The following is a 16,141-nucleotide window of genomic DNA, read 5'->3' on the forward strand; positions in this document are numbered from 1 at the left end:
TCATTTTTAACGGGCAGATATCGCATCTGCCCGTTTTTTAAGGTGAATAAACATATTGAAGGAGAAATGGAGGATGCTACATGGAAATATATGAAGCGATCGGACAAGAAGCTTTATTGGGTATTTTATCTCACCTATTTTTTATTGCTATTACTTTTTACGCATTACAAGCTTTTATGATCGAAAAACTATTTAAAAAGAATCGAGTTTTTCAAATTCAGCTCATTTATATTTTACTTAGTATTGCGATAGGCTCAGCAGTATCTAATTTCTTTCTTCAAATATCTAGCTGGTCAGGCAAACTTCCTTATTTATTTTAAAGAATTCGTTGCTTTCTTTCATAAATTTATAGGTCTACATACTTCAAAGGACTTTATAATACCATTTGTGTGGCCCTTTGAACTATGTAAAAAGACGCTAATACATTAAATTCTTATGAATTTTACGCTATTAGCTACCAAGATATCCATTGATAAATGTACGATAATAGGGCCTGCCACTTCATTTTTTATAGAAAAAAGTGAAAAGTTGTTTTTTATTCATATATCTTTGGGTATGTATTAGAAGCGAACGGGTTATTGGTCATTCACAAAAAAAAATTAGCAGCGTACAATAAATAAATAGCAAAAAATCTAATAATGGCTTAAAATAGTGATTTGGACGCTTGAACGAGCGTTAGAAAAGTTGTACTATAGAGTTGTTTGTTTACTGATTATGACATTATACTTCTTTATTAAAATAAAAATTTGGTAGGTTAATAGATTGAATTCGGAGGGACATAGGGTGGATAAAATAATAGTGACTGGCGGCCAAAAACTACAGGGAAAAGTACGTGTAGAGGGCGCAAAAAATGCAGTGTTACCAATCCTTGCAGCAGCTTTACTTGCTTCAAAAGGAGAAAATGTAATTAAAGAAGTCCCTAATTTAGCAGACGTCTTTACAATAAATGAAGTACTTAAAAGTTTAAACGCAGCAGTTACATATATACCTGAAGATAATGCCGTATATATAGATGCAACAAAAGAACTTTCAAGTGAAGCTCAATTTGAATTTGTTAGTAAAATGCGTGCATCTATTTTAGTAATGGGATCTCTACTTGCTCGTAATGGCTATGCACGTGTAGCACTTCCTGGAGGCTGTGCAATTGGATCACGTCCGATTGAATTACACTTAAAAGGTTTTGAAGCAATGGGTGCAAAAATTTCATTTGGCCATGGCTATGTTGAGGCGAAGACAGAGGGTCGCTTAAAAGGGGCGAATGTGTATTTGGATTTCCCAAGTGTTGGGGCAACTGAAAATATTATGACAGCTGCATCTTTAGCTGAAGGGACAACTGTAATTGAAAATGCAGCGAAAGAGCCTGAAATCGTGGATCTTGCAAACTTTATTAATAGTATGGGTGGCCGTGTAATCGGAGCGGGGACAAATACGATTCGTATCGAAGGAGTCGATACATTATATGGAGTAGAGCATCATATTATTCCTGACCGTATTGAAGCTGGTACATTTATGGTGGCAGCAGCTATTACGAGAGGAGATGTGGTGATTGAAAACGCAGTTCCTGAGCATATGACTGCTTTAATAGCTAAAATGCGTGAGATGGGTGTAGAAATTACTGAGTTGGATGAAGGAATCCGTGTACGAGTTCCCAAAACACTAAAAGCAGTTGATATCAAAACAATGCCACATCCTGGTTTCCCAACAGATATGCAATCACAAATGATGGCGTTAATGCTTACTGCTGAAGGTACGAGTATTATTACAGAAACGGTATTCGAAAATCGTTTTATGCATGTTGAGGAATTCCGTCGCATGAATGCTGGTGCTAAAATAGAGGGACGTTCTGTGTTTATCGAGGGGCCTGTGGATCTTCAGGGAGCTGAGGTAATGGCAACGGATTTACGAGCTGCGGCTGCATTAATTTTAGCGGGTCTTGTATCAGAAGGAATGACACGTGTCACAAAACTTCATCATTTAGATCGTGGTTATGTTGATTTCCATGGAAAATTAGCATCTCTTGGTGCTAATATTGAACGTATTACAGAAGAAGTAGTGACAATTGAAGATGTAACAGTTGAATTGCCTACAAACTAAATAGATTTTAAAACCCTTTGCTTTTTATGCAGAGGGTTTTTGTTTTCTCATAACTACAAGAAATCTAGCATATTATTCCTTATGAAAAAATGGATGATTAGTATAGGTGTCATTTGCTTAATTGGGGCATTATATATGCTTCCTATAGTAGGGTTTAGTGAAAGACAAGAGGCTATCATACCTCAAACTAGTGATAAGAATGCTTGTGAAATATTTATAGAAGTGGAGGGGCAAGAAGAAAAAATCCCTTTGGAAACGTATATTACAGGAGTAGTTGCTGCAGAAATGCCCGTTTCTTTTAAAAAAGAGGCATTGAAGGCACAAGCTATTGCAGCACGCACCTATGCGTTGAAAACGACAAATTACGGAAAAATTGCGATCGCCCCAACTGTGGCAAAGCAAGTCTTCTATGATGAAGAGCAAAGAAAGGCGAATTGGGCTAGCAATTTCCTGGGAAATGAAAAGAAAATTGTCGAAGCTATCAATGAAACACAAGGACAAGTTATTCTTTATAATAATGAATTGATTACAGCCATGTTTCATTCAACAAGCAATGGTAAAACAGAAAGTGCTTATGGATATGGTGGAAATGATATTCCATATTTGCAAAGTGTTGCAAGTATATCTGATCAAACATCTCCTAAGTTTGAGGCTGAGCAAGAATGGACTTTAGCTCAATGGAATAAGCTCTGGCCTATACAATGGCAACCTAGTGATTTTAATCGTATCCAGTTATTTTATAATGATTCTGGACGAGTAGAACGTTTACAGCTAGGGAATAACGTCTGGACAGGGAGAGAGGTAAGAACGCTCCTTGGTATACCATCAACTGATTTCACAATCATCTTTAATGCCAATAAAAGAAAAGTTCAAGTGAAAACTCAAGGTTATGGGCATGGAGTGGGCATGAGTCAATATGGAGCTGAGGCAATGGCAAATGAAGGAAAAACAGCTGCTGAAATTTTACACTATTATTATCAAGATATTGAAATAAAAAAAATAGATGCATGTTTAAAATAACTTCTAGTTGTTCACACTGCAACTAGAGGTGATGAAAATGAGAGAGGATAAAAATAATAAAGCTTCTCAAAACCAAGATCCAAATCAAAAGGAAAATGGCCAATTACAAAAGAAACCGTGGTTTTGGCCAGTAGTTTACACAGGTGGTGCACTTGTTCTAGCAGGATTGTTATTTGGTTACAATAGTCTCGTATCAAAAGTAGAAGAGGCTCCTTTACCAGATTTAGCTGAAGTAGATCCAGGTCCTGTAGTGGAAACTAATGCACGAACTGAAAACATGAAGTATCCATTCAAAGAAGAGAATTTTAGTAAAGTACAAGTCTTACAAGAATTTTACGAGTTAGAGGCAAATGAAGAGTCTCGTGAAAATGCACTAATGGTATTTAATCAAACATTTACTACATCTTCAGGAATCTCTATTGCTATGAATGGTGAAGAGTTTGAAGTACTAGCTGCTATGAGTGGTAAAGTACTAGAGGTAAAACTAGACGCATTTACAGGCAATAAGATTGTGATCGAGCATCCAAATGGTATGCAGACACACTATAGCTCTGTGAAGGATATCGCTGTTAAAGAAGGCGATGAGGTTACACAAGGTCAAGCATTAGGAAAAGCGACTGACAACGAGTGGAATCAAGCGGCTGGCGTCCACATGCATTTCGAAATTCTTGAAAACGGAAAATATATCAATCCGAAAAAATTACTAGCTTTTTAATGAGAAAAGCTAGTAACGCATAAAAAGTCAGCATTTTATCAAGAAAATGCAAAACGTGTTCTGAATAGCTTTGTCCTCACATAAGGTGAAGAAATGCGCAAATGTGCATCTGATTGCCAAAGCATTTTGTGAAATTGTGTGGAAAGGACGAAGAACGTGCATGAGCACATTCGGAAGCGCTGCATACGCCTCGGTGAATTACTGATTGAGACGCGTGAGACTGTGCGAGTCCTCGCGAAAATGACTGGTTATTCAAAAAGTACGGTGCACAAGGATTTAACAGAGCGATTACCAACAATTCATGAAGGATTAGCTGACCAAGTGAAAGAAATACTCGCCTACCATAAGGCCGTACGTCATATTCGCGGAGGAGAAGCAACGAAAAACAAGTGGAAAGAAAGAGCGAGTCAAGATTGATTCGTTCTTTTTTGTTGTGTTGGACAAGCATAAGTGATGATTTTCTAAGAATAGTAATTCTATATTATAGCCGTTCACTGCCTAAAAAGAAAACAGTCTTATTCACTAAATTTAGGTGAAATTACCAATAGAATATGATAAAATATTCTAGATAAAGAGATAAAATGAACGTTATGTAGTTGGAACTGGCGGGAAGGAGAAATTATAAAATGTTTTCGAAAGATATTGGCATTGACTTAGGGACTGCGAACGTATTAATCCACGTTAAAGGGAAAGGGATCGTCCTCAATGAACCATCTGTTGTGGCGATCGATAAAAAGACAAATAAAGTATTAGCGGTTGGGGAAGAAGCCCGCCAAATGGTAGGGAGAACGCCAGGTAATATCACAGCTATTCGTCCACTAAGAGACGGAGTCATTGCAGATTTTGATGTGACAGAGGCGATGTTAAGACATTTCATCAATAAATTAAACGTAAAAGGATTTTTGGCGAAGCCACGCATATTAATTTGTTGTCCAACGAATATTACAAGTGTTGAACAAAAGGCAATTCGTGAAGCTGCTGAAAAATCCGGTGGTAAAAAAGTATATTTAGAGGAAGAGCCAAAAGTTGCAGCAATAGGTGCTGGAATGGATATTTTCCAACCAAGTGGAAATATGGTAGTCGATATCGGGGGCGGAACGACAGATATCGCAGTTCTATCAATGGGTGATATCGTAACAAGTGAATCCATTAAAGTAGCAGGCGATGTGTTTGATAACGATATTTTACAATATATTAAAAAAGAATATAAATTGCTGATTGGAGAACGTACTGCAGAGGCAATCAAAATGACAATTGGTACAGTTTTCAAAGGTAGTCGCAATGATACAATGGATATTCGTGGCCGTGATATGGTAACAGGTTTACCACGTACAATTACAATTGAGTCTGAAGAAATTGAACGTGCACTACATGAATCAGTAGCCATGATTGTCCAGTCAGCTAAAAATGTCTTAGAAAAAACACCACCTGAACTATCAGCCGATATCATTGATCGTGGAGTGATTATAACTGGTGGTGGTGCATTATTACATGGAATGGACCAGCTATTAATAGAAGAGTTAAAGGTACCTGTTTTTATTGCAGAGAGACCTATGGATTGTGTAGCCATTGGTACAGGTATCATGCTTGAAAATATTGATCGTGTGCCAGCATCCTTATAAAAATAAAATGAGGTGATTTCTTTGTTTAAAGGATTTTATACAGTTGCAACAGGTATGATCACGCAACAAAGAAGAACAGAATTACTTACCAATAATTTATCAAATGCGAATACACCAGGATTTAAGGCAGATCAATCTACGATTCGCTCATTCCCAGATATGCTAATGTCTAGCATTGGAAAAACAAATGCTCCTGCTCACCAACAAGCCGGCGCTGAATATATGAGTCAAGTAGGAGCTTTAAATACAGGGACATATTTACAAGAAACATTGCCAAATTACATACAAGGCCAAATCTATAATACTGATTTTACAACAGATATGGCATTGATTAATGGAAACTTACCACAAAATGAAGATGGGGTTATGGGTTCAATTTTCTTCCGACTAGAACATCCTGCTGGTGGTGAGGCTTACACACGTAATGGTAATTTCACGTTAGATGGGCAAGGCTATTTAGTTAACGGTCAAGGATTATATGTACTAAATGATGCTGGGCAACGTATCCAGCTACCAAATGATGATTTCCGATTAGATGAAAGTGGCGCTATCTTTGTAAATAATCAACAAGTAGCTCGTGTTGGTGTATCATTTGCTGCTAACCCGAACATGCTACAAAAACAAGATAATGGTCTTATTCGTACAGAAAATGGTGAGAACTTGCCAACAGCTTATGGAGCGAATGGTGTTTCCTTTACACTACGTCAAAACTTTTTAGAAGGGTCAAACGTAGATTCTGGTCGCACAATGACAGATTTAATGACTGCCTACCGTGCATTTGAAGCAAATCAAAAAGTATTACAAGCTTATGATCGTAGCATGGAAAAGGCTGTAAATGAAATCGGAAAAATTTAATGGGCGAACAGGAGGCTTTTATCAATGCTACGGACAATGATTACAGCTACAAACACAATGGGGCAATTACAAAACAAACTGGATACCATTAGTAATAACATTGCTAACAGTAATACAACAGGCTATAAAACAAAGGAAGCATCCTTTAATGAATTACTTTATCAGCAATTTAATAATGATAAGCAGGATCGTGCAGAACGACAAACACCTGTTGGTATTCGCTATGGATCAGGCGCAATGATTGGACAAATTAAATCCAATGAAAAGCAAGGTTCATTACAAACAACTAATCGTGATTTAGACTTAGCTTTCACAAAAGCGAAACAATATTTCAATATTTTGATGCCAGATGGTGAAAATGGAACTGAAACAGTGTATACTCGACAAGGTGACTTTTATTTATCTCCATTGAATAATGGAACAGTTATGCTTGTAACAGCAGAGGGTTATCCAGTAGCTAATGCTGCAGGACAAGCTATTACATTATCAGACACGGTTCAAAAATTTGCTGTTCGAGATGGTGGCGTATTAGAAGCATCTTATCCAAATGGGGATATTATTCGTACGGATTTAGCTGTAACAGAATTCCAAAAACCGCAATTAATGGAGCATGTTGCCGGTTCTTATATGGGATTACCTAATAATTTAGCTGAACTTGGCTATACGCAGGCAGAAGTTTTGACAGAGCTTGTGGGAGCCAACCGTCAGCAAATTGGCATGCAAAGTGGTACACTAGAAATGTCCAATGTTAACCTCTCGAAAGAAATGACAGAACTCATTCAAACACAACGTTCTTATCAATTCAACGCAAGAGCGGTGACATTAGCAGATCAAATGCTAGGACTTATTAATGGCATTCGATAGGAAGTTATCCAAAAACGCATAGTAAGGAATGAAGAGGAGTACAATCTATGACAAACGATTCACGTCGACGTTCTGTGCCGACACAAGAAACCGATACGCAACCGCAACCAGAAAAGAAAGAACGCCGCTCGACTGGAGAGCAACGCGAGGTTCGATGGGTGCAAATCCGACTGATTCCGATTTGGTTACGCATTGTAATTGTTCTCATTTTAGTCGTTGTTGCCGCAGCATTAGGCGCAATGTTTGGCTTTAGCGTTATTGGAGAAGGCAATGCTATGGATATTTTTAAACGAGAAACATGGCAGCATATATTTGATATTATGAATGGTAAAGAATAACATTATTCTTTACCTTACTTTGTGTATACATACTTTATTTTTGAGGGGGAAATGACATGTTAACTGCAGAACAAATTCAAGCAATTTTACCACACCGCTATCCTTTTTTATTCGTCGATCGCATCATTGAATTAGAAGAAGGGAAGCGTGCAGTAGGATTAAAAAACGTTTCAATTAACGAAGATTTTTTTAATGGGCACTTCCCAGGTTATCCAGTTATGCCAGGTGTGTTAATTGTGGAAGCTTTAGCTCAAGTAGGTGGAGTGGCTTTATTAAATGCTGAAGAATTTAAGGGTCGTTTAGCGTTTTTAACGGGTGTTGATAATTGTCGTTTCAAGCGTCAAGTCGTACCTGGCGACCAACTTAAATTGGAAGTAGAATTTGTAAAACTTCGTGGCGCAATGGGTAAAGGTCATGGTGTAGCAACTGTAGATGGAGAACTTGTATGTGAAGCCGATATTCTATTTGCAATTGGGCCTGAACAGCCTAAACAAGCTTAATTTGCATTTGTAGACCAAAAGATATAAAATAGATAAAGTCAAGTCAAAAATTGATTAGTAGGTTCTTAAATTGCGATGGTAAATAAGCGATTGTGAATTGAAATAGATGTAATTTTTAGGTTTTACAAACGTAGGAGGATTATTAAGATGTATAAGGAATTGTCTTCAGGTATTAAAATTAGCATTACTCGTTCGATTTCAACATCTTTTGAAACATACTTAGCAAGTATTGGTTGGGATGAAGAGCGCTTTTCCATGGAAGACTTCATTGCAAACTGGCAGACTTATTTTCAGGAGAATGCCGCGTGGATCGAAAAAATCCCTGCTGATACATTGATGAGCGCACAGTTTCATGAAGAAATGGCACAAAAAATCGATGAGGTTATTGCCAAAATTTTAAATGAAGAACCAACAGCACAGCAAGTCGAAACAATCGAGGCATTGCAAAAAGAGCTAGGCACAAACTATAGCTACGACTGTAAAGCAGAGGCAGCATATATTGAACAGTTATTAAAAGAAAAACAAAAATAGTTTGTACAAAAATCGGATAGTTCCCTCCTTTCTCGGGCAATCTATGTAGGATCACAAATACAGTAGATGTATTTGATGACATAGTACCCAAGAAAGGAGGTTTTTTACTATGTGGAAAATGTCATTTTTAACCATCATTCTTGCAACTGCATTCCTTGGAGGTTGTAACTGGGGAAATAATGCAGTAGAAGATCACCCTGTTCGAGAAGTCGAGAATGACGTACGTCGAGGAGTCGACGATGTCGAGGACGCATTAGATCCGAATAATCGTGACGATGCATACGATCGCAATAATGTAAATGGGAATGGTGTAGATCGAGGTACTGTTAACGATAATACAACATTACCTGAAGCAACAACACCTGGTTCAAATGCCGATATCAACAGCACAAACGGCTATGACAACACACCAAATGCAAACGGTGTAAATGGTGTTGAACGTAATGACAACATGAACGGTAACAATAATAATGATGTTGTCGACGATAAAGTAAACAACACTGAAAAATACCGTGATGGTATGAATAACCGATAACATAAAAAGAGTGTTTCCTCTGAGGAAAACACTCTTTTTTCAATTTAGAGGAAAGCGAAGTGAATACCCGCGGTAGCAGACCTAATACTCGCGGAAGCAGAGTAAGTACCCGCGAAAACAGAGTGAATACCAGCGGAAGCAAAGCGAATACCAGCGGAAGCAGGGTGAATACCTAAAAGCTAAGCAAAACCCCCATCAAAAAAAATTCTTCATATGCTCCAGTAAATTTTCTGGTAAATGGTAAACACGATTCTTATAGGTACCGGTATATGGAAACTTAAACTTCCGTAGCAATCGAGTAGCTGCATCGTTAGAATTAATTCTAAAAAACGCTCGTAACTGTTTATTGGTAATAGAATGACTAATCAATAACCGATAATCAAGCAAAGCCTCTGCGAAAATTTCTATACTTCTATAATGACAAAATGAACATTTCCAAATGCCACGATGGAAGTACATATTATTTTGATAGGTACATTTTGGACAAAGAACACCGTGTCGAAATCGTGATGGGGCAATTGATGTATGAATCTGAGGAATAATTTGTTTAGAAAGTAGTAGGTGCACTAATTGGGTTAATTGATTATCTATTAATTTTTTAGGGTGCTTTTTAAAAAGCGACTGGAGATACTTATGAAGTCCGGACGCATGAAAAATGGGAAGAGTACTAGTTGAATTGACGATGATTGTGGAAGGATTTGCTATAACAACAGCCCCTTCAACAGGAAGGGAATAACTTGTAATCAGATTTTTAAGAAATTCCATATGACGCTCAGTTTGAGTAAGAGCATTTGGAAATCCTTCAACAGTACCATCAACCCTTGTGCGTGTGCATTGATGTGTGTGTTGATCAAATTCAAGACGACCATGTATGTTTTTGATTTCTACAACCAACATAAAATGGGGACAAATAAAAAGCGTATCAATCTGATGCAGATGTTGAGCCGTGTTCATAAGACATAAATTATGTAAGACAAAAAAGGTATTTGGATATATTAATTCATGCCATACGCGATCAACCTTTTGCTCGCCAGCAAACCCTGCATCTAGTCGACGATACTGCTCTTGATAATAATGATATTCTACATCATCCTTTAAAAGACGCCTCATCAAAGCCTCAAGCCATAATAATTTTAAAGGCTTCTTCCTTATAGCAACCACCAAATGTAACCCTCCTTTTTTAAATTGTATTGTACAAAAAAATTACTGCTTGTCCAATAAAAAAACGATGCAAAATTCGCATCGTCAGTCATTTTTTAATTTTGGTCGCTTTTTCATATCTTGTGTAAAGCGATCCAGTAAATCCTCTAAAGAAACACCCTCAGCAAGTAGCTCGGAAAGTAATTGTTCTGCATATTTTGATCGTTTAATTTTAAGCGTACCTTTTAATAGGACTGAAACATGATTACCGATTTCTTCAACAGTATGTACGATCACCTGAAAAGGAGCGGGTTCATTATCTGGAAATGAAATAACTGCACGTACATTGAAGACTGTAGCATTTGCTAAGAGCTCATCAAAGGTTGAGCGATATTGTTTTTCCATAAACAATTCAAGTACCCAAGATTGATGGCTATTTTCCTGATTAATAATGATGCCATCGATTAAAGGGAATGGTTGCACGCCATCTTTTGTGACAAGGTCAAAGGAAAGCATTTTAAAGGTTTTCAATATGTATATTCCTCCTAAGTCTGTCATTCTTTTAGTATAACACATGAGACAGTTGTTGTTTGTGATGCGCACCTGTGACGGTTTTTCAAAAACTGCGAAATTGCAGATTTCATGGAATAGCATTTGCCATTACAGCCTAAAGCATTCAGCTAGAAAATTAATAAAAAATAGAAAAATAAAAATGCCGATTTACCCAATTTATGCACAAAAACTGAAGGAAATTAACAATATTGATTTTTGCGAATACCGGAATCATTTTGTAAGATGAGAGCAATCAAAAGCAAAGGAGGTGAATGAATGAATCAAGTCGGATTGGTTGGAAGGTTTACAAAAGACCCGGTGTTACGTTACTTATCTGGAAATCGTGTGCAAACTCATTTCTCACTAGCCATTAATCGTAATTTTAAAAACAATCAAGGGGAAGTAGATACAGATTTTGTTTTCTGTACAGCTTGGGGAAGGCTTGCAGAGAATATCGTTAAATATTGCGGTAAAGGTTCATTAATCGGTACCACTGGCCGTATTCAAACAAGGTCATTTGTAAATGAGGAAAGCACTAAGATTTTTATGACAGAGATAGTGGTTGAGGATGTTAGATTTTATCAACTTAAACAAAGAGATAGTGACGAAGCAGTTACTATACCGCCACAGCCACCGAATGAACAGGAACACTTAAAGGATTTTGTTTTACCTTAGCAAGTATAGTTTACATACGGGGCAAGAACATTCATTGTCTGATCCGCCATTCTCCTTATATTTCTTGCACCGTAACAAACAGAAAGGAGTGATGTGTAACACTAATAAACATTGCTGAAGACCGCACAGCAATGGAATTTTCAACACAACTAAATACGAATAATGAAGTAAGTAGGGAAAAGAAGTAGCAAGTTCCACTAAAAGAGCGCCAAGAACTATTTGCTCTTGGCGCATCTCATTTATTATATATCTAATGTTATTAAATCGCGGAGTTCTTGATCTTCTAACTCGGTCAACCACTGGCTTGATTGAATAAGCTCTTCGGATAATGCAGATTTCTGCACCAGCATCTTATCAATTTTTTCCTCGATCGTGCCAATTGTCACAAATTTATGGACCTGCACAAATTGTGTCTGTCCGATGCGATATGCTCGATCTGTTGCTTGGTTTTCAACAGCAGGATTCCACCAGCGATCTGCATGTAAAACATGATTAGCTGCTGTTAAATTAAGTCCTGTTCCACCAGCTTTCAAAGAAAGGATAAATATAGGGAAATCTCCTGCCTGGAAAGCCTCTACTAAGCGGTCTCGCTGCTGCTTAGGCATGGCACCAGTTAAAAAAGGTGCATCTACATTATATATTTCACTAAAGCAATGTTGTAGCAATTGTCCCATTCCAATGTATTGTGTAAAGATGAGACATTGCTCGCCATTGTCCACAATCTCAGCTGCCATTTGTACAATGCGTTCTAGCTTAGTCGAACGTGCAAGCATTGTTTCGGCATCCTCGAAAGGTTCCTTTAAATATAAGGCAGGATGATTACATAGTTGCTTTAATTTACTGAGCATCTTTAAGACGCGTCCCTTTTTTTGAAAGCCTGTTAACTGCTCCAACTGATCAAGCGTCTCTAAAATATAGCCCTCATAGAGTGAAGCTTGCTCTGTTGTTAATGGACAATATTCATTCGATTCTAGCTTATCTGGTAAGTTAAGCTGTAAATGTGGATCTCGCTTTGTACGACGCAATAAGAATGGCTGAATTTTAGCTCGAAGCTTCTGCTTATGCGACTCTGATTCGTCTCGTTCAATAGGCAAAATAAATTCTTCATTGAAGCGACCAAAACTACCTAGATAGCCCTTATGAATGAAATCAAAAATAGCCCATAACTCAGATAAACGATTTTCTACAGGTGTCCCAGTAAGAGCTATGTGATGGTCACCTAGCAATTTACGAATGGCTTTCGATTGTAATGTTTGCATATTTTTTATGTTTTGTGCTTCATCAAGTACTACCGTTGCCCATTCGATATCCTGTAAAAATTCAGTATCCTGTGACACAGTACCATAGGTTGATAAAATGACATGTGGCCTTTCTGCTGTCACTAGCTTTTTAAACTCTTCATCCTTTGCTCGATTTGCTTGATAATGTGTATGCACAATCAGGGACGGGGCAAATCGAGCAAGTTCTTTTTGCCAGTTCCCAAGTACTGAAGTGGGACAAATAATGATGGATGGCTTTGTGTAAGTTGATGACTCATAAATATGGAGCAAATAGGTAATCAATTGAACCGTTTTTCCAAGTCCCATATCATCAGCTAGACATGCACCGAAACCTTGTTGGCGCATAAAGACTAACCATTCAAAGCCTTCTAATTGATAAGGGCGTAATTCGGTTTGTAGGGACAATGGAATCGAGACGGCAGGTAAGCCTTTCTTCTCCAAAAGTTGCTCCATGTATGCTTTTAATGATTGTTGCATTTCCAATGCAAAGATTGGATCATCTCTCAGTGCATCATCTGCATCTTCTTCCTCAAGAGGGGCAGACAGGTCTTCTGGTAACTCCCTAAATAATAATTCTCGAACAGTCCAACTTTCATCTTCTGCCTGTTGCATCAATTCACGCATTTCTTGCATCCAATTAGCATCTACTCGGAACCATTCAGTACCAATACGAATAAATTCACGTTTCTCATCCACAAGTTTTTTAAATTGCTCAGCTGAAATCGTTTGTCCGTTCATAGAAAACTGCCATTTAAACGTTAAAATATCATCTAAACCTGCTACCTTCCTTGTTGAAACATTGCTAGTTGTAACGCGTACTCGGATTTTGGATTGTTTTAAATCCTTTAGCCATGCTGGCAGCACAACATCAAAACCAAGTGCCTGCAATCTAGCAAGATCTTCCCGTAAAAAAGAGCGAACTTCTAAATCTTCCAGTGTCACACGAATAAAGATATCACTATTGATCGTATCGGTGGATAGAAGTTCTACAATTTGCTGTTGTTGCTGCTTAATTTCAGTCGCAAACATTCGCCACTTTGTAGGTAGTGCTTCTTCAATAGGTAAGGATTGTTTACGAATAGCAGGTGTCCAGTAGTTTTTCGTTGTAGCAGTGCTTAGCACCGTTTCTAATAACCATACATCGGCATCTTCTTCTGGCTCACTTAACCGTAAAGAAACGGAAACAGCTCCAGCTTGACGAGCTTGATCCAATGGCCAGCCTCCACGTAGGAAAAAGGGTAATAACTTTGGTAAATCAGTTAGTATTAGCCCAACCTGTGAAAGCTTCTGCTGTACAGCTGTTTCCAATAATGCTGAATCTATATGATCAATAGGGAAAGTTAATGATGAAAAATCATCTGCAATCACGGCATGTGACCAAAGTGATGGCTCTTGCCAGTATGCTTGTAATGCGTAAACTTTTTTTAACCATTCTATACTTTCTTCATTTACACCACTCCAATTGATGAAAGGGTGCTGGAAGCTTGTTGAAAAAATATCGAGTAACTCAGCTGTAGAAACTTGAATTGTAAAATCTGCTCGATTTGTTAATAATCCATAAACGTTTGCCTCATAAGTAAAGAATAGCGAAGAAATTAATGTATCAACATCGATTGTTGTACCATTTGCAGTAAAACCCTGCAACGTAAAATATCCTTCCCGAGCTACTTCAATACGGAGCTGTTGTGTTTTGGAAAAAGGGGAAGGAGCATTTATTGTCATCATACTAAGTTTCCTTTCTCAATTTCTTCTTGTAACGCACGTAGTCGTTTATATTCTGCACGAATGGTTTGCATATATGTTTCAAAATAAGCTGCTTTACCAGCTCGCTTTGCAGCGCTACGCATACTTTTCCAAATACGCACAGCCTGTTTATAATTTAAGCGTGATTTTTGCGCAATTTCAGCCATTGCATAGACATGATATAAAGGTAAAACAGTTGCAGGTTCAACCTGTAATACATCCTTTAATCCACACATTTCTAAGTAAGAGAGGGATGATGGGTTTAGTTGATGCAGAGCTGCCCATTCCCGATAGCGACCTTTTTTAATTAAAAAACTTGAGAACGGCTGTAGTCCATACACACCAAAGGCACTATACAGCGTTGCTTCCTCTTCCTCCGAAAGCTGAATCTCGTCAAATAAAAGTTGGAATTGCCTTACGTATTGGGCACGCTGAACGACTGGAACGACCTCCTGTAGAAACACTTCAGTCAAAGGTAAAATTGCTCGTAAAATGACTGCTAATGAATTTGACTCTCCAGCACGTTGAGCAAAAGTAGCTAGTTCAAACAAATCCTGCATTTGTGGTAAATCGACCTGTGCCAACTTTTCAAGCAGTAAATCCTCTTTCTGTAATAGCACATAAAATAATAATTTTAGTGATTGTAGAGAAATTTCTGCTGAAGAGTGAACAAGATTATTTATAAATGCCAATTCCTGTTCACGACGAGGCTTCTCATAAAAAAGTACTGCCCATAGTAGCATATATAGACGAAGGCGATTGGCAAAAAGCCCTTGTCTTTCTAATAAAAATTCTCTTACTAGCTCTTGGATGGCATCATAAAATGGATCTGTCGCAAATAGTCGTGATCGATTAGAAAGCTCTGTAAGAATGCTCTCAAAAGATTGCGTGCTTTGTTCGATAAAATATTTCATATAAGGTGAATCTAACGAATGTCCAGGTGTTTCATTTAAATGTCGCCATATCGAATTAAAAATGGTTAGCTCCATATAGAGCTTATAAAGAGGTTGCCATTCACGCTCAAAGGGCATATGTCGACGAAGACGCTCCAAAGCATCAGTTCTTACAGCGGAAAGCCCATAACCTTCTAGTATGCGCCCAGGTGGTAATAATCGTTTCATCACCTCATCCACCATCATCGACCAGCTTTGTGGGCTGCGCTCATCTGCTAAAGATTTTAATTGAACAGATTTTTGTGCACGCCAAGCACTCGACCAATTTTGAACAGAATCAAAATATTGGTAGAGAGCGAGTAAAGCACCTATTTGATGTCGACACCATTTTGCTTGAGGACAGCTACAATGTAGCTCTTCCTTTGAAAAATCAATTTCAACAGAAGCGGGTCTGACATCTTGAACACTTGCATATAATATAGAACTTGCTCCATTAAATCGTTCAAAAACAATGGACTTATTCCTTACTGAAAAGACAGCACGGCGCACTAGTTCCTCATCTTCGGTAGAGGAAGGATGTAACCCTTGTTCAGCTTCTTTTAATTTAGTCAGCACAAATGCTTGATGTTCCTTAGCTAATTGCGATATAGACAATGCCATAACCTCACTCCTTTCATCATGTATGGCTATAGTTAACATTGTTTATTGTAAAAAGGAAAAAAAGACTGTCCTTCCATTATACGATTAAAATGCAGTAATGATAAGCTGAATGATCAGAAAGAAA

Annotated in this window: 17 protein-coding genes; 13 read left to right on the top strand and 4 right to left on the bottom strand. The window is 37.8% G+C overall.

Features of this window, described 5'->3' with window-relative positions; all coding sequences use genetic code 11:
• Positions 1 to 80: 80 nt before the first annotated feature.
• The 12 genes from B3D98_RS09285 to B3D98_RS09340 all read left to right on the top strand — a co-directional run bounded on the left by B3D98_RS09285 (position 81) and on the right by B3D98_RS09340 (position 9,074).
• The gene (locus B3D98_RS09285; RefSeq protein WP_004269481.1) at positions 81 to 320 is read left to right on the top strand and encodes a DUF1146 family protein; all 240 of its coding nucleotides are present in this window, start codon (positions 81 to 83) and stop codon (positions 318 to 320) included.
• Between the two features lie 463 nt (positions 321 to 783).
• Positions 784 to 2,094: a UDP-N-acetylglucosamine 1-carboxyvinyltransferase gene (gene murA / locus B3D98_RS09290; protein ID WP_048395622.1), complete on the top strand. Its 1,311-nt coding sequence runs from the start codon at positions 784 to 786 to the stop codon at positions 2,092 to 2,094.
• Positions 2,095 to 2,175: 81 nt separating this feature from the next.
• A complete protein-coding gene (gene spoIID / locus B3D98_RS09295) occupies positions 2,176 to 3,114 on the top strand; it encodes a stage II sporulation protein D (protein WP_048395630.1) in 939 nt (312 codons plus the stop codon).
• 37 nt (positions 3,115 to 3,151) lie between these two features.
• The gene (locus B3D98_RS09300) at positions 3,152 to 3,829 is read left to right on the top strand and encodes a M23 family metallopeptidase (protein WP_048395635.1); all 678 of its coding nucleotides are present in this window, start codon (positions 3,152 to 3,154) and stop codon (positions 3,827 to 3,829) included.
• A gap of 156 nt (positions 3,830 to 3,985) precedes the next feature.
• Positions 3,986 to 4,246 (top strand): sporulation transcriptional regulator SpoIIID, encoded by a 261-nt coding sequence (locus tag B3D98_RS09305; RefSeq protein ID WP_025114760.1) that lies wholly within the window; start codon positions 3,986 to 3,988, stop codon positions 4,244 to 4,246.
• Between the two features lie 209 nt (positions 4,247 to 4,455).
• Positions 4,456 to 5,451, top strand: a complete 996-nt coding sequence (locus B3D98_RS09310) for a rod shape-determining protein (protein ID WP_004269486.1) — start codon at positions 4,456 to 4,458, stop codon at positions 5,449 to 5,451.
• 21 nt (positions 5,452 to 5,472) lie between these two features.
• Positions 5,473 to 6,306: a flagellar hook-basal body protein gene (locus B3D98_RS09315; RefSeq protein WP_066036934.1), complete on the top strand. Its 834-nt coding sequence runs from the start codon at positions 5,473 to 5,475 to the stop codon at positions 6,304 to 6,306.
• Between the two features lie 24 nt (positions 6,307 to 6,330).
• Positions 6,331 to 7,170 carry a flagellar hook-basal body protein gene (locus tag B3D98_RS09320; RefSeq protein ID WP_288582618.1) on the top strand — a complete coding sequence of 280 codons (840 nt, stop codon included), beginning with the start codon at positions 6,331 to 6,333 and terminating at the stop codon, positions 7,168 to 7,170.
• A gap of 47 nt (positions 7,171 to 7,217) precedes the next feature.
• Positions 7,218 to 7,508 carry a DNA-directed RNA polymerase subunit beta gene (locus B3D98_RS09325; protein WP_004269489.1) on the top strand — a complete coding sequence of 97 codons (291 nt, stop codon included), beginning with the start codon at positions 7,218 to 7,220 and terminating at the stop codon, positions 7,506 to 7,508.
• Positions 7,509 to 7,564: 56 nt separating this feature from the next.
• Complete coding sequence (gene fabZ, locus B3D98_RS09330) at positions 7,565 to 8,008, top strand: 3-hydroxyacyl-ACP dehydratase FabZ (protein WP_016991806.1); 444 nt, start codon at positions 7,565 to 7,567, stop codon at positions 8,006 to 8,008.
• A gap of 147 nt (positions 8,009 to 8,155) precedes the next feature.
• A complete protein-coding gene (locus tag B3D98_RS09335) occupies positions 8,156 to 8,539 on the top strand; it encodes a hypothetical protein (RefSeq protein WP_048395640.1) in 384 nt (127 codons plus the stop codon).
• Positions 8,540 to 8,648: 109 nt separating this feature from the next.
• Positions 8,649 to 9,074 carry a hypothetical protein gene (locus B3D98_RS09340; protein ID WP_048395642.1) on the top strand — a complete coding sequence of 142 codons (426 nt, stop codon included), beginning with the start codon at positions 8,649 to 8,651 and terminating at the stop codon, positions 9,072 to 9,074.
• Positions 9,075 to 9,269: 195 nt separating this feature from the next.
• Here the strand turns inward: B3D98_RS09340 and B3D98_RS09345 are convergent, their stop codons facing one another.
• Positions 9,270 to 10,235 carry a nuclease-related domain-containing protein gene (locus tag B3D98_RS09345; RefSeq protein ID WP_258859163.1) on the bottom strand — a complete coding sequence of 322 codons (966 nt, stop codon included), beginning with the start codon at positions 10,233 to 10,235 and terminating at the stop codon, positions 9,270 to 9,272.
• An 84-nt stretch (positions 10,236 to 10,319) separates the two neighbouring features.
• The gene (locus tag B3D98_RS09350) at positions 10,320 to 10,745 is read right to left on the bottom strand and encodes a YwpF family protein (RefSeq protein ID WP_048395644.1); all 426 of its coding nucleotides are present in this window, start codon (positions 10,743 to 10,745) and stop codon (positions 10,320 to 10,322) included.
• Between the two features lie 297 nt (positions 10,746 to 11,042).
• On the opposite strand from B3D98_RS09350, the gene B3D98_RS09355 reads away from it, so the two are divergent.
• On the top strand, positions 11,043 to 11,441 hold the full coding sequence (locus B3D98_RS09355; RefSeq protein ID WP_288582622.1) for a single-stranded DNA-binding protein: 399 nt from the start codon (positions 11,043 to 11,045) through the stop codon (positions 11,439 to 11,441).
• Between the two features lie 242 nt (positions 11,442 to 11,683).
• Here the strand turns inward: B3D98_RS09355 and B3D98_RS09360 are convergent, their stop codons facing one another.
• Positions 11,684 to 14,446, bottom strand: coding sequence for a DEAD/DEAH box helicase (locus B3D98_RS09360; RefSeq protein ID WP_288582623.1), 2,763 nt, complete (start codon positions 14,444 to 14,446; stop codon positions 11,684 to 11,686).
• Positions 14,443 to 16,017: a hypothetical protein gene (locus B3D98_RS09365; RefSeq protein WP_288582625.1), complete on the bottom strand. Its 1,575-nt coding sequence runs from the start codon at positions 16,015 to 16,017 to the stop codon at positions 14,443 to 14,445. The genes B3D98_RS09360 and B3D98_RS09365 overlap by 4 nt, the downstream gene beginning before the upstream one ends.
• Positions 16,018 to 16,141 lie beyond the last annotated feature (124 nt).

Source organism: Lysinibacillus sp. UBA5994 (assembly GCF_002429725.1).
Taxonomy (GTDB): domain Bacteria; phylum Bacillota; class Bacilli; order Bacillales_A; family Planococcaceae; genus Lysinibacillus; species Lysinibacillus capsici.

Excerpts from the sequence above, each read along its gene's own strand:
- B3D98_RS09285 (WP_004269481.1), top strand. The coding sequence starts at position 81 with ATGGAAATATATGAAGCGATCGGACAAGAAGCTTTATTGGGTATTTTA.
- spoIID (WP_048395630.1), top strand. The coding sequence starts at position 2,176 with ATGAAAAAATGGATGATTAGTATAGGTGTCATTTGCTTAATTGGGGCA.
- B3D98_RS09300 (WP_048395635.1), top strand. The coding sequence starts at position 3,152 with ATGAGAGAGGATAAAAATAATAAAGCTTCTCAAAACCAAGATCCAAAT.
- B3D98_RS09310 (WP_004269486.1), top strand. The coding sequence starts at position 4,456 with ATGTTTTCGAAAGATATTGGCATTGACTTAGGGACTGCGAACGTATTA.
- B3D98_RS09320 (WP_288582618.1), top strand. The coding sequence starts at position 6,331 with ATGCTACGGACAATGATTACAGCTACAAACACAATGGGGCAATTACAA.
- B3D98_RS09325 (WP_004269489.1), top strand. The coding sequence starts at position 7,218 with ATGACAAACGATTCACGTCGACGTTCTGTGCCGACACAAGAAACCGAT.
- fabZ (WP_016991806.1), top strand. The coding sequence starts at position 7,565 with ATGTTAACTGCAGAACAAATTCAAGCAATTTTACCACACCGCTATCCT.
- B3D98_RS09335 (WP_048395640.1), top strand. The coding sequence starts at position 8,156 with ATGTATAAGGAATTGTCTTCAGGTATTAAAATTAGCATTACTCGTTCG.
- B3D98_RS09340 (WP_048395642.1), top strand. The coding sequence starts at position 8,649 with ATGTGGAAAATGTCATTTTTAACCATCATTCTTGCAACTGCATTCCTT.
- B3D98_RS09355 (WP_288582622.1), top strand. The coding sequence starts at position 11,043 with ATGAATCAAGTCGGATTGGTTGGAAGGTTTACAAAAGACCCGGTGTTA.
- B3D98_RS09360 (WP_288582623.1), bottom strand. The coding sequence starts at position 14,446 with ATGATGACAATAAATGCTCCTTCCCCTTTTTCCAAAACACAACAGCTC.
- B3D98_RS09365 (WP_288582625.1), bottom strand. The coding sequence starts at position 16,017 with ATGGCATTGTCTATATCGCAATTAGCTAAGGAACATCAAGCATTTGTG.